This is a genomic window from Streptomyces sp. Pv4-95, from assembly GCF_045782725.1.
GTDB lineage: Bacteria > Actinomycetota > Actinomycetes > Streptomycetales > Streptomycetaceae > Streptomyces.
This window is the reverse complement of the sequence record NZ_CP127172.1, coordinates 568,616-580,129: the sequence shown is the minus strand read 5'-3', so window position 1 is coordinate 580,129 and position 11,514 is coordinate 568,616. Positions and strand designations below refer to the sequence as shown.

Genomic DNA, 11,514 nt, shown 5'->3' with positions numbered 1-11,514 from the left:
GTTCGTCGGCACCAGCCTCGGACCGCTTCCTTCCAGGCGGCCTCTTCCTTCTACTGCGTCTTCTACTGCGTGGCTGTCTCTTCGAGCCGGTACAGCTCCGGCACGGAGACCTTGATCGGCTCTTGCGTCGTCCGGGCGATCACGACGACCGTGGGCTCGTCCGGGTCGGGGTTCTCCTCGCGGTGCGGGACGAACGGGGGGACGAGGAAGAAGTCGCCCGGCCGGGCGGCGAGGCGTACTTCCTCTGTACCGTCGTGGTAGACGAACACGGGGTGACCGCTGACCACGTAGATCCCCGCCTCCGAATCGCCATGATGGTGGTTGTCCGTGGCGCTCGACGGCGGATTCTCCACGACGCCCATCCAGAGCTTCTTCGAACCGACCGTGCCGCCGCTGATGGCGGCGTAGCCGTCCAACTCGCCGGACCGGATGTGGTGGACACGGTTGTTCAGCGGCGAGCCGTCACCAGGCCCGAGCGCGGTCCCGGCGCCTTCATGGGTAGTCATCGTGCAGCCTCCTGAATCTCGTTGGCCTTGCCCGAACCAGGATGCGACGCTCATATCGGATGCGGCAATCATCTTTGCCGACACGGCAAATGGAGCCGGGGTGCGGGTCGAGGGGGTGCCGCCGCGAAGTCCTTAACCCGGTCCTGCGGTCCCCTTAACTCGCCGGGTCCTAGCGTCGTGGTCATGGACAGCACAGGAACTCTTGGTCAGATGGCCGCCCACTTGGGGCTCGATCTCGTCGCCGTGACGCTGCTGACGTTCGGCGTCTTCCAACCGCGGCATCGCAGGCGGGAGCTGGTGCCCGCGTATCTCGCGCTGAACGTCGCGCTGTTCGCGGTCGTCGCGGCCCTCGGCACGGTGGGCAAGAGCGGCGGACTCGCGCTGGGGTTCGGGCTGTTCGGCGTCCTGTCGATCGTCCGGCTGCGATCCGACGCGGTGCAGCACCAGGAAGTCGCGTACTACTTCACCACTCTGGTCCTGGGGCTGCTCTGCGGGCTGCCCGGCCTGGGCCTGGGCGTGGCCGCAGGTCTCACGGCTGTGCTCCTGCTCGTGGTGTACGGCGCCGATCACCCCCGTCTTTACGCCCGTGAGCGGCGGGCGGTCGTCACCCTCGACACGGTGTACGACGATGAGGACGCCCTGTGCGCCGATCTGCGGCGGCGTTTGGGCGAGCCGTTCGGCTGGACCGTGCGGCAGGTGGACTACGTGCGGGACCTGACAGTTGTCGAGGTGCGCTACCGGCAGCCCGCCGCGCGGGCGTCCCGCGTCTCCCACGAGTCCCTGGCGGCCGCCGGTGCGTCGGCGCGGCTCACGGCGACGGAGGCGAAGGAGCCCACCCCGTGGTGAGCGGCAGCGGAACGCCGTCGGAGGCGCTGCTCGCCCTTGAGCGGGCCGCGCTCGCCGCACATCCCTTGTCGCTCGCCGAGCTCAACGCCCGCGCGGAACTGCTGGCCCGCTACGACAACAGCTATCTCGTGCCCGTCCCGGTTTTCGAGGACTTCGTGGCCCGCCTGACGGATCCGCGCCGCGCCGACGCCTTCCGGGTCCTCGCGATCGACGGGCTGCGCTGTTTCCGGTACCGCTCCACCTACTACGACACTCCGGGGCTGGGCACCTTCCACGACCACCGTCAGGGGCGCCGGCGGCGCTTCCGGATCAGGGAGCGGGTGTACGAGGACAGCGGCGAGCGGCAGTTCGAGGTCAAGCTCAAGAGCGGGCGCGGTGAGACGGTCAAGCACCGGCAGCGGATGTCCGGCCACGACGATCCGCTGGACGGAGCGCGGCGGACGTTCCTGGGCCGGGTGCTCAGGCAGTCGTACGGGCCCATCGAGGTCCCGCACGGCCTCCTGCCCACGCTCCGCACGGACTACCGGAGAGTGACCCTCGTCGCTGACGGACAGCGGGTGACCTGTGACGCCGGTCTGTTGGTGCGGGACGAGACCTCCGGGCGGTGCGCCGTCGCGGACGGTTCGCTCGTGCTCGTCGAGACCAAGACACGCGGGCATCTGACGGAGGCGGACCGTGTGCTGCACCGGCACGGCGTACGGCCGGCCGAGTTCACGAAGTACAGCGGGGGACTGGCCGCGGTACGGCCGGGGCTCGCGGCGAACGCCTGGGCCCGGGCGGTGCGGCGGGTGTTCCCGGGCGCCCTCGACCGCTGAACCCTCAGCGGATTCTCCGCACTCCGGTCACCGCCGTTGCCCTTGGGGCGGCAGGTGCGGCGCTGGTACCCCGTTCAGGCACGCAACGTTGCGCCCCCGGGTGCGATGGGCACCAGCCGGTACGCATTGCCCTCGCGCCGCACGTGACCGGCGGTCGGGGGCGGGAAGTGGCTGCCGAGCAGCAGGGTCGGGGTGCCGGCCAGTGCGCTGAGCATCCGGTGCCGGGTCCTGGCGGCGAGTTCGGGTGCGATGTCCACGCAGCTGCAGAGCTCTGGATGCCCCATCTGGACGGGGTGGTGGATGCTGTCGCCGCTGATGAGTGCACTCTCGCCCTGACTGCTCAGCGCCACCGTCACCTGGCCCGGAGTGTGGCCGGGGCTGGGCAGCAGGCGGACACCCGGCGCGATGTCCGTGCCCACGTCCGCGACATCGACGATCTCCAGGAGGCCCGCATCCCGGACGGGGTGCACCGAGTCCTGAAACATCTGTTGCCGCGCCTCCTCCATCTCGACACCGGCCCAGTAGTTCCATTCGGCATGCGAGGTGAGATAGCGCGCGTTGGGGAAGGTCGGCACCCAACTGCCGCCTTCGAACCGGGTGTTCCAGCCCACGTGGTCGGTGTGAAGGTGGGTCAGGATGACGACGTCCACGGTCTCCGGTGCGAAGCCGGCCGCCGTCAGTCGTGCTTCGTAGTCGCTGTTCAGGTGGTGCCAGGCGGGGTTGGTGCGCTCTTTTCCGTTTCCGATGCCGGTGTCGACCAGGATCCGCAGCCCGTCCACCTCGACCGCGAAGGTGTGGCTTGCCAGCCGGAGGACGCCCTCTTCGTCGGCGAAGTCGGGGCGCAGCCAAGGCGTCCGGTTCACGACGTCCGCGGTCGCCCCGGGGAGCAGCCACGGGCCGGTCGCGGCGGGAAGGGCTGTTTCGTCGATGCGTCGCACGGTGTGGTCGCCCACGGCCCATGTGGGGGTCTGCGCGGTGGCGGGGGTGCTGGGCTGCGGGATCGCGGGCACGGTGATCTTCCCTTACGTGAGCTAAAAGCAACTGGTTTGCTTTAAGTAACCGTAGGCCCTACCGTCATCTAAAGCAAACGATTCGCTTTTAGGTGGTCGGGGCTGTGGACCAGGTCCCGGACCGGCGCACCGCACAGGGCTGGAAGGAACACCCATGACCAGCGAACTCACTCCCCAGCAGGCGGCTCAAGTCGCGCTGCGGGCAGGGCTCTTCCTCGGGGACGAGCGTCACGAAGGGGTGGCTGCGACCGCCAACCACATCCACTCCGTCATCACGACACTGCGCGAACTCGACTTTGCCGACACACCCCCGGCGATGTCGTACCGGGCCGGACAGGGGGACGTCGATGCAACCCTTTGAGCTGTCCCTCGCCGAGGCGGCCCGCGCCGTACGCGCACGGGAACTCTCCCCGGTCGAGCTCACCGAATCCGTACTGGCCCGCATTGCCGCGGTCGACGGACGGCTCCGCGCCTACGTCACCGTCGCGGCGGACGCCGCTCTGGCCGAAGCGGTGCGCGCCGAACGGGAAATCTCCGCAACCGGACCGCGCAGCCCTCTGCACGGCATCCCCATGGGCCTCAAGGACCTGATCGACGCCGCGGGCCTGCCCACCACGGCGAGTTCGGACGTCCGGGCCGGGCACCTCGCGGACCACGACAGCCAGGTGGCCGCACGCCTGAAGGCTGCCGGGGCCGTTCTCCTGGGTAAGACGCACACCCATGAATTCGCCTACGGCCTGACCACCCCACAGACCGCCAACGCCTGGGACCGGAGCCGCGTCGCCGGAGGGTCGAGCGGCGGCTCGGCGGTGGCGGTCGCCGCGGGCGGGGCGACGTTCGCCCTGGGCACCGACACGGGAGGGTCCATCAGGGTCCCCGCCGCACTCAACGGCGTGGTGGGCCTCAAGCCGACCTACGGTCTCGTCCCCCGTTCCGGTGTGACCTCGCTGTCCTGGTCCCTGGACCACGTCGGTCCCATCACCCGCAGTGCGCGGGACGCGGCTCTGGTGCTGGCCGCGACAGCCGGGTACGACCCGCACGATCCGGCGAGTGTGTCCGGCCCCTCGACGGACTTCACCGGCGGCGGTGATCTCAAGGGGCTCAGGGTCGGCATTCCCCGCAATCACTACTTCGACAGGGTCTCGCCCGAAGTCGAGGAGGCCGTACGCCGGGCGATCGAGCGGCTGACGGAGCTCGGCGCGCAGCTCGTCGACGTGGAGATCCCGATGGCGCGCTACATCCAGGCCATCCAGTGGGGGCTGATGGTTCCCGAGGCCACGGCCTACCACGAGCGGTCCTTGCGGGCCGCGCCCGACCTGTACACCTCGGACGTACGCGTCCTGCTCGAAGCCGGCGCACTCACATCAGCCGGCGACTACCTTCGCGCCCAGCGGGCCCGCACCATGATGCGCGACGGCTGGACCCGCATGTTCGACGGGATCGACGTCCTCGCCGCCCCGACCGTGCCGATGACAGCCGCCAAGTCCAACCAGGACACGGTCGAATGGGCCGACGGCACGGTGGAAACGGTGTCCGACAGCTATGTCCGCCTCTCCGCCCCGGCCAACATCACCGGCGTTCCGGCCCTCACGCTGCCGGTCGGACACGATCACGCCGGACTGCCGATCGGTATGCAGCTGATGGCGCGCCCCTTCGGGGACGCGACGGTGCTGCGTGTGGGCAGGGCGTACGAGGGGATGGCCGCCGACGTGGGGCGGGTCGCCCCGGTGGCGGCCTGAGGGTCGGCGGAAGTCCCGGGTGACCCGTGCTTGCCCGGGGGCGCCCGGCGGTCCTTCTCGGGCCGCCGTCTTCAGATGGTGCGGTGCCCAGGGCGGTGCCCCTGGGCACCTGTCGCGGACCGGCAGGCGGGCGACTAGAAGCAACGTATTCGCATTAAGGTGGAACGCATGAGCCCCAAGCCCATGACGCGCCCCGGCGGGCGCAGTGCCCGTGTGCAGGAGTCCGTTCATGCCGCGGTCCGTGAGCTCGTCGGTGAGAAGGGCCGCGAAGCGCTGACCGTTCCCCTGGTGGCGGCCCGGGCCGGTGTGACACCTTCCACGATCTACCGCCGCTGGGGCGACCTGCAGGAACTCCTGTCCGATGTCGCAGTCGAACGGCTGCGCCCGGAGACCGAGCCCGTCGATCTCGGCAGCCTGCGGGCCGACCTCGACGCATGGGCGGAGCAGTTCCTCGACGAGATGGCCTCTCCGCCAGGGCGTGCGTACATCAGAGATGCGCTCCTCGGCGATCCGGACGGCACCAATGCCGGCCGGTGCTCCGCCTACGCCGCGGAGCAGATCGACGCCGTCCTGAACCGTGCGACGCGGCGCGGAGAGGCGGTGCCTGACACGGAACGGGTGATCGACCGGGTCGTGGCGCCGATGATGTACCGCATCCTCTTTCGCCCCGGTCGGCTGGACGCCGCGTACGCGCGCGAACTCGTGACGAACGCCCTCGACCGGCTCTGACGGCGAAACCCCCGCGGGCCCGTTAGGCGCCCTCCGCGCTGGTCAGAGCCTGCGCGTCAGGCGCTCTCCCGCTGGTCCGGCCCAGGCCGGTCCCTCGGCCCGGGGTGCACGGCTCATCCCGTGTGCGCCGGGAACGTCAACGTCACCCTCGCCCCCGGTGCGCTCTGCGCCGTGAAGGTGCCACCCGACTCCTGCGCCGTGCGGCGGGCGATGTCCAGCCCGAGGCCCGTGGAACCGGCTCCGCTGATACCGCGTTCGGCGGTATCGGACGTGGCGAAGCCAGGGCCGTCGTCCTGGATCAGGAGCTCGGCGGCGTCGCCCCGGGAGCGGACCGTGACGCGGAACGGGGTGCCGTGCGGGGTGTGGTCCAGCACGTTGCCGATCAATGCGTCCAGCGCGGCGGCAAGTTCGTCGCGGGGGACCCGCACCGGAAGCGGGCCGGGCGGGGTGTGCACCTCGACGGTGCGGTCCTGGTCCTCGGCCAGCGGGAGCCAGAAAGCGGTCCGATCGCGGGTGATCGCGGACAGGTCCGCGGTGGGTGCGGAGTCGCTCAAGGGCCGTCGGGCCCGGCGGATGACCTCATCGACACCGAGCTCCAGGGCGGCGACACTCGTGGCGATCCGCTCGGCCTCGGCCGGATCCCGCAGGGTCTCCGCGTCCAGGCGGAGCGCGGCCACGGGCGTACGGAGGCGGTGGGCGAGGTCGGCGGCGTTCTCGCGCTCGGCGGCGAGGAGCTGTTCGATACGGGCCGCCAGCCTGTTCAACTCATCTCCCACCAAACGGAGTTCGGGGGGCCCGGCAGGCTGTGCCCGGGCTGTGAGATCCCCGGCCGCCAGCCGGACCGCCGTCCCGGCCAGCGCGCGTGTCGCTCCCACGAGGCGCGCGCCCAGCCGGTCGGCGAGGACCAGACCGAGCGCCACGAGCCCCGCCCCTATGCCGGCGAGCACCAGCCAGGAGGTGAGGACGCCCGCGTACAACTGGCGCTCGGCGAGGGCGACCTGGACGACCGCAGTGCCCTCCGGCGCTCCATGTACCGGCACCAGGACCATTCGGCCGCCGTCCGGAGGCTCATAGGTGAAGGCCCGTCCCGTACGCGCGAGCCGGACCGCGTCCGTGACGCGGGCGGGTGCGCCGACAACCGTGCCGTCGACAAGGATGAGCGACGTCCTGGGCAGCCCGGGCCCGTTGACGCTCTGCATGGTCTGTCCGACGTCCGTAACCCCCCGCGCCCCGCCGGCCAGTACCGGCCCGGCCGTCGCCGCCACCCACTGCGCCCGCGCGGTCGCCTCGGCAGTGGCGCGGTCGGCGGCATGCGACCGCGTGAGCAGGGTGAGCGGCACCAGCAGAGCGGCCAGCACGAGGGCGGTGGTGGCCCCGGTGAGCAGGAGCAGCCGACGACGCACTATCGGTCACCGGTCTCCGCCGCCGCGTTCCCGGACCCCGGCTCCGCCCCGAGTTCGGATGTCACCCCTTGTCCGGGAGCCATCAGCTTCACCCCGACCGTACGGACCGTGTGCAGATAGCGCGGGGTTTGGGCCGTCTCGCCCAGTTTCCTCCGCAACCAGGACAGATGGACGTCGACCGTCTTGTCCGCACCGCCCAGCGGCTGCTGCCAGACCTCGGCGAGAAGTTCGCGGCGCGAGACGACCTGACCGGCGCGGCGGGCGAGGTGGGTGAGCAGGTCGAACTCCCGGGGCGTGAGGTCGAGGGCGCAGCCGTCGAGGGTGACCTCACGGGCCGCCGGATCCACGACGAGTCCGCCCACCCGTAGCGGCTCCTCCGCCTCGGCCGGGCCGAGGCGCCGCAGCACCGCCTTGATACGAGCGTCGAGTTGCGCCGCGCCGAACGGCTTCACGAGGTAGTCGTCCGCGCCGCCCTCCAGCAACGAGACCATCTCCGACTCCTCGTCCCGCGCGGTCGCCACGATCACCGGTACGTCGCTGACCGCCCGCAGCATCCGCAGAACCTGCCCGCCGTCCACGTCCGGCAGTGCCAGGTCCAGCACGATCAGATCCGGCGGACTGGTCACCGCCGCGTCGAGCCCCGCCATCCCGCCGGCCGCCGTCGCGACGGCGTGCCCCTTGTCGCGCAGGGCGCGAACAAGAGCGCTGCGCAGGGCGGCGTCGTCCTCCACGACAAGCAGGTGGGCCATGGGAACACCGTAGCCACCAAGTGGATGCAAGGGGCACTCAGGGTGAATGCCGGATGCCTTCCCGGGCCGTCCTTGTACGGGCCTTAACGCGACGTTAGGAAAGGGTGGGGGAGGGTTCATGGTGGACGCCGGTGCATCCGGTACGAAACTGCCGGCGGGAACGCCGGCGTGTGGAGGAGATCGTCGTGAGGTGGCGCAGCGCGCTGGTGACCGCAGCCTGGATCGCCGTCGGAACCGGCGCAGGCGGGCTCGGCGCGTGGCAACTCGCGAGCGCGGACGCCGGATCAAGCGCGGACGCCCACGGACGGGCCCTGGACGACGCCGCGGTCCGACGCGCCCTGGCGGCCAACACGCACTCGGCCACCGCGGCGGAACCCACCGAACCCCCCGCTCCCACACCCTCGAAGACCCCGGGCCCGCAGGGCACTCCCACCGCCGCCGGATCACGAACAGAAGCCGCTCCCCGAACGGATACGGTCCGCTTCACCGGCGGCACCGCCACCGCGGAGTGCCGTCCCGACGGAACGGTCTACCTCGTCTCCTGGAGCCCGGCCAACGGCTACGCCTTCGACGAGGACGTCGTACGGGGACCGTCCGCGGTAGCCCACCTGGAGGCCGAACCCGACGCCGACGAGGCCGAGGACCGGTCGTACGACATCACCTGCACACCGACCGGACCCCGGGTCCAGAAGATGGGTGACACGGACGACTGAGCCGGACACAACTCGCGGCGCCGGTGTGCTTCATCCTCTCGCCGGACGGTCACTCCACGAAATGCAAGGTGTTGCGGTAGGCGCCCCCGGAGACCTTCACCTTCGTCGACCAACTCGGCTTTGCATCAGGCACGCCGGTCTCCATCTGCACGGCCCGCACCGCCTCGCCGCCCTTGCTGAAAACCCACAACGAAGGTCCTGAGTACGAGGACGCGGCGGGTTCCCACTCGACCCGGTCGCCCACCGCATCGGAAATATCGCCATCGCTCGTGTCGTGCGCGAACACCTGGAGCCGGTCCCATGCGAAGCCGGTCATCTTCGTAAGCGGGGCCGGATGACGGCCCGCGATCGCTGAATGCACTTTCTCCTGAAGAGCTTTGTCGGTCGTGCTCACCACCGCCGGCTCCCGGAACACGTACCAGGCCGCGCCCAGCGTGACGGCCACCACCAGCACGGCAGTCACTTTCCTCTTCCGCGTGCGCAGCATCGGCAGCCTCCCCACCCCGGCCTCCCTGCCGCGGTTCACCGGGGGCCCTTGCCTTGGTCAGGCGCGCCCGCGACCCCGTTGCTGTGCCCGTTCTCTTGAACTCGCACCTTGTCACTGGGAACCAGGCTTCCGTCCCGGTCCATCACCACGGTCCTCCCCTGCTGCACCGCTGCCTGCACCTTCTCGGCCAGCTGGGCCGGAGTGGCGGTCGGGTTCTCCACGGCAATGCGGCGCCCCAGATCGTTGTTGTGCAGATCCATCGCCTCACGGTCCGATGGGTTGCCCGGCACCCGCTCGTGCGCCGAACCGTAACGCTCCGCCCACTCCACGCCGAACCGCTGAGCCATCAGGGAGTTCCAGTACGTGTGCCGGAAGGCGTCCATGTGCCCGTCCTGCTCGTCGTCGGGGAACCGGGCCTGGCACTCTTCCCATGCCTGATCCCTGATCTCCATGAAGTCGAGCTTTTCGCCGGCACCGAGTTCGGAAAGGATGTCCTTCTCGCCCTGGGTGACTTGCTCCCCGAAGTACGTGGTCATGCCTTCCGGGTCGTCGGTGACCTGATACTGACGCCGTATTTCCCCGGGGCTGAGCCTCCGCCCCATGTGCACCCGGTCGTTGAAGACGTCCTCGTGCGGACCGCCGTCGTCCTTCAGATCCCAGGCGATCCTCTCGTCGGCCCGGTTCCCCATCCGGAGCGCGTCGTGGATCCGCTCCTGCGCTGCTCGCAGCTCGTCCCCCAGAGGGCCGCTGATCAGATTCGGATCGTCAAGCATGGACGGAGGCGGTTCCAGACTTCCGTCCGGAGCAACCGGCACCCCGTTCTCGCGGGCGGGTTCCAGGCCGGAGCGCAGCAGTTGCTGTGCTGCCCGGATGTCGGCCACGGCCATGTCCAGTGCCAGCCTGATGCCGTCGGCCTCTGCCCGGGCGTTCTCCAGCTGGGTGAGTTCCTCGACCCAGTTGCTCCGGGCGGCCTCGTATGCGGGGCCTTGCCAGCCACTCCGTTCGACCGTGTCCTTGACCTCGGTCCGGTAACTGTCGACCAGGCCCTTCAACGCACGGACCTGTTCGGCCCATGCCTCCGACGCCTTGAGGACCAGGTCGGCGTCGGCCCGTTCGAGCTGCCTCACCGTCATCCCCACGGGCTGTCCACCGCCGTCACGGCAGCAGTGTTGACATCCTCCGCGGTCCGGTACCCCTCGGCGTTGTGCTGCAGATTCCCGCCGGTGCGCCCCATTCGCTCGGCGAGGGCGAAGGTCTGCTCCTCCCACCGCCGTGCGGTCTTCTTCAGCTGGTCAGCGCTCTGCCAGCCCTCCAGGCCGGTCGCCGCGCGACTCGTCGCGGCGCATGTCGGCCTGGCCGCATCCAGCAGATCCTGCCGGATGTCGAGCGCCTTGCCGCCGGCCTTCCTGATCGCATCGGGATCAGCCGCATAGCCCCGCTGACCCGCACCGAAATCCCCCATGCTGTTCCCCCATCAGCTCTCGCTCACCATACAGATGATCGAAAAGCCGATGGAGCGGATGGATCACTCTGAGCCATCGGCCGAGGCGCTCGCCGCAGGACGGTCGTGCGCCTCCCGCCTGCTTCCTTCGGGAGAGTCCGTCACCGGAGGACCACCGTGCGCCTGCCCTGGACGAATACCCGGTCCTCGCAGTGCCATCGGACCGCTCGGGCCAGGGCTGCGGACTCCGCGTCGCGGCCGATGGCGGCCAGGTCGTCGGGGGTGTGGCTGTGGTCGACGCCGATGACCTCCTGGGCGATGATCGGGCCTTCGTCGAGGTCGGCGGTGACGTAGTGGGCCGTCGCGCCGACGAGTTTGACGCCGCGGTCGTGTGCCTGGTGGTAGGGCTTGGCGCCCTTGAAGCTCGGCAGGAAGGAGTGGTGGATGTTGATCGTCCGGCCGGCCAGGCGGGTGCACAGGCCGTCTGAGAGCACCTGCATGTAGCGCGCCAGCACGATCAGGTCGACGTCGAACGAGTCGATGATGTCGAGGAGTTGGGCCTCGGCATCCGGTTTGGTCGCGGCGGTGACCGGCAGGTGGAAGAACGGGATGCCGTGCCAGGCGACGAGAGCCTCGTGGTCGCGGTGGTTGGAGACCACCGCGACCACGTCGATGGGCAGGTCGCCACTGCGGGTACGGAAGAGCAGATCGTTGAGGCAGTGGCCGTAGCGGGACACCATGACCAGCACGCGGCGGCGGGTGCTGACCGGTTCCAGGCGCCAGTCCATGGCGAAGGGAGCGGCCACGGCGGCGAAGTTCTGCCGCAGGGTGTCCGTGGTGTTCTCGCTTCCGAGGGCGGCGAAGTGCACCCGCATGAAGAAGTGGCCGTCGCGGCGGTCGCCGAACTGCTGGTTGTCGATGATGTCGCTGCCGTGCTCGACCAGGAACCGCGAGACGGCATGGACGATGCCCGGGGCCTCGGGGCAGTCGAGGGTGAGTACGTGCTCGACCGGCGCCGTGGCGGGGTCGGCGGACGGGTGGGCGGGGGGCGTGGCGGAAGCCGGGATATCAGTCAT

The 11,514-nt window shown here is 70.1% G+C and carries 14 protein-coding genes; 6 read left to right on the top strand and 8 right to left on the bottom strand.

Annotated features, from left to right (window positions below; translation table 11 throughout):
* Nucleotides 1-62: 62 nt before the first annotated feature.
* Nucleotides 63-506 carry a cupin domain-containing protein gene (locus QOM21_RS02755; protein WP_407547892.1) on the bottom strand — a complete coding sequence of 148 codons (444 nt, stop codon included), beginning with the start codon at nt 504-506 and terminating at the stop codon, nt 63-65.
* Nucleotides 507-689: 183 nt separating this feature from the next.
* Here QOM21_RS02755 and QOM21_RS02750 point away from each other — a divergent pair, with 183 nt between their 5' ends.
* Nucleotides 690-1,352, top strand: a complete 663-nt coding sequence (locus QOM21_RS02750) for a DUF4956 domain-containing protein (protein WP_407547891.1) — start codon at nt 690-692, stop codon at nt 1,350-1,352.
* A complete protein-coding gene (locus QOM21_RS02745; RefSeq protein WP_407547890.1) occupies nt 1,349-2,167 on the top strand; it encodes a VTC domain-containing protein in 819 nt (272 codons plus the stop codon). Before QOM21_RS02750 ends, QOM21_RS02745 begins: the two co-directional genes overlap by 4 nt.
* A gap of 74 nt (nt 2,168-2,241) precedes the next feature.
* On the opposite strand, the gene QOM21_RS02740 is transcribed toward QOM21_RS02745, so the two are convergent.
* A complete protein-coding gene (locus QOM21_RS02740; protein WP_407555564.1) occupies nt 2,242-3,168 on the bottom strand; it encodes an MBL fold metallo-hydrolase in 927 nt (308 codons plus the stop codon).
* Nucleotides 3,169-3,331: 163 nt separating this feature from the next.
* Here QOM21_RS02740 and QOM21_RS02735 point away from each other — a divergent pair, with 163 nt between their 5' ends.
* The 3 genes from QOM21_RS02735 (at nt 3,332) to QOM21_RS02725 (ending at nt 5,645) form a co-directional block, all read left to right on the top strand.
* A complete protein-coding gene (locus tag QOM21_RS02735) occupies nt 3,332-3,538 on the top strand; it encodes a hypothetical protein (RefSeq protein ID WP_407547889.1) in 207 nt (68 codons plus the stop codon).
* Entirely contained in the window at nt 3,525-4,916 is a 1,392-nt protein-coding gene (locus QOM21_RS02730) for an amidase (protein ID WP_407547888.1), read from the top strand. Before QOM21_RS02735 ends, QOM21_RS02730 begins: the two co-directional genes overlap by 14 nt.
* A 168-nt stretch (nt 4,917-5,084) precedes the next feature.
* Nucleotides 5,085-5,645 carry a TetR/AcrR family transcriptional regulator gene (locus QOM21_RS02725; RefSeq protein WP_407547887.1) on the top strand — a complete coding sequence of 187 codons (561 nt, stop codon included), beginning with the start codon at nt 5,085-5,087 and terminating at the stop codon, nt 5,643-5,645.
* 113 nt (nt 5,646-5,758) lie between these two features.
* On the opposite strand, the gene QOM21_RS02720 is transcribed toward QOM21_RS02725, so the two are convergent.
* Complete coding sequence (locus tag QOM21_RS02720) at nt 5,759-7,048, bottom strand: sensor histidine kinase (RefSeq protein ID WP_407547886.1); 1,290 nt, start codon at nt 7,046-7,048, stop codon at nt 5,759-5,761.
* Entirely contained in the window at nt 7,048-7,797 is a 750-nt protein-coding gene (locus QOM21_RS02715; protein WP_407547885.1) for a response regulator transcription factor, read from the bottom strand. The genes QOM21_RS02720 and QOM21_RS02715 overlap by 1 nt, the downstream gene beginning before the upstream one ends.
* 185 nt (nt 7,798-7,982) lie before the next feature.
* On the opposite strand from QOM21_RS02715, the gene QOM21_RS02710 reads away from it, so the two are divergent.
* Complete coding sequence (locus QOM21_RS02710) at nt 7,983-8,510, top strand: hypothetical protein (protein ID WP_407547884.1); 528 nt, start codon at nt 7,983-7,985, stop codon at nt 8,508-8,510.
* A gap of 49 nt (nt 8,511-8,559) precedes the next feature.
* Here QOM21_RS02710 and QOM21_RS02705 read toward each other — a convergent pair whose 3' ends face one another.
* The 4 genes from QOM21_RS02705 to purU all read right to left on the bottom strand — a co-directional run bounded on the left by QOM21_RS02705 (nt 8,560) and on the right by purU (nt 11,514).
* A complete protein-coding gene (locus tag QOM21_RS02705) occupies nt 8,560-8,997 on the bottom strand; it encodes a hypothetical protein (RefSeq protein WP_407547883.1) in 438 nt (145 codons plus the stop codon).
* Between the two features lie 35 nt (nt 8,998-9,032).
* Complete coding sequence (locus QOM21_RS02700) at nt 9,033-10,130, bottom strand: DUF6973 domain-containing protein (protein ID WP_407547882.1); 1,098 nt, start codon at nt 10,128-10,130, stop codon at nt 9,033-9,035.
* The gene (locus QOM21_RS02695) at nt 10,127-10,459 is read right to left on the bottom strand and encodes a hypothetical protein (RefSeq protein ID WP_407547881.1); all 333 of its coding nucleotides are present in this window, start codon (nt 10,457-10,459) and stop codon (nt 10,127-10,129) included. Before QOM21_RS02695 ends, QOM21_RS02700 begins: the two co-directional genes overlap by 4 nt.
* A 140-nt stretch (nt 10,460-10,599) precedes the next feature.
* On the bottom strand, nt 10,600-11,514 hold the full coding sequence (gene purU / locus QOM21_RS02690; protein ID WP_407547880.1) for a formyltetrahydrofolate deformylase: 915 nt from the start codon (nt 11,512-11,514) through the stop codon (nt 10,600-10,602).

Excerpts from the sequence above, each read along its gene's own strand:
- QOM21_RS02755 (WP_407547892.1), bottom strand. The coding sequence starts at position 506 with ATGACTACCCATGAAGGCGCCGGGACCGCGCTCGGGCCTGGTGACGGC.
- QOM21_RS02750 (WP_407547891.1), top strand. The coding sequence starts at position 690 with ATGGACAGCACAGGAACTCTTGGTCAGATGGCCGCCCACTTGGGGCTC.
- QOM21_RS02735 (WP_407547889.1), top strand. The coding sequence starts at position 3,332 with ATGACCAGCGAACTCACTCCCCAGCAGGCGGCTCAAGTCGCGCTGCGG.
- QOM21_RS02730 (WP_407547888.1), top strand. The coding sequence starts at position 3,525 with ATGCAACCCTTTGAGCTGTCCCTCGCCGAGGCGGCCCGCGCCGTACGC.
- QOM21_RS02725 (WP_407547887.1), top strand. The coding sequence starts at position 5,085 with ATGAGCCCCAAGCCCATGACGCGCCCCGGCGGGCGCAGTGCCCGTGTG.
- QOM21_RS02715 (WP_407547885.1), bottom strand. The coding sequence starts at position 7,797 with ATGGCCCACCTGCTTGTCGTGGAGGACGACGCCGCCCTGCGCAGCGCT.
- QOM21_RS02705 (WP_407547883.1), bottom strand. The coding sequence starts at position 8,997 with ATGCTGCGCACGCGGAAGAGGAAAGTGACTGCCGTGCTGGTGGTGGCC.
- QOM21_RS02700 (WP_407547882.1), bottom strand. The coding sequence starts at position 10,130 with ATGACGGTGAGGCAGCTCGAACGGGCCGACGCCGACCTGGTCCTCAAG.
- QOM21_RS02695 (WP_407547881.1), bottom strand. The coding sequence starts at position 10,459 with ATGGGGGATTTCGGTGCGGGTCAGCGGGGCTATGCGGCTGATCCCGAT.
- purU (WP_407547880.1), bottom strand. The coding sequence starts at position 11,514 with ATGACTGATATCCCGGCTTCCGCCACGCCCCCCGCCCACCCGTCCGCC.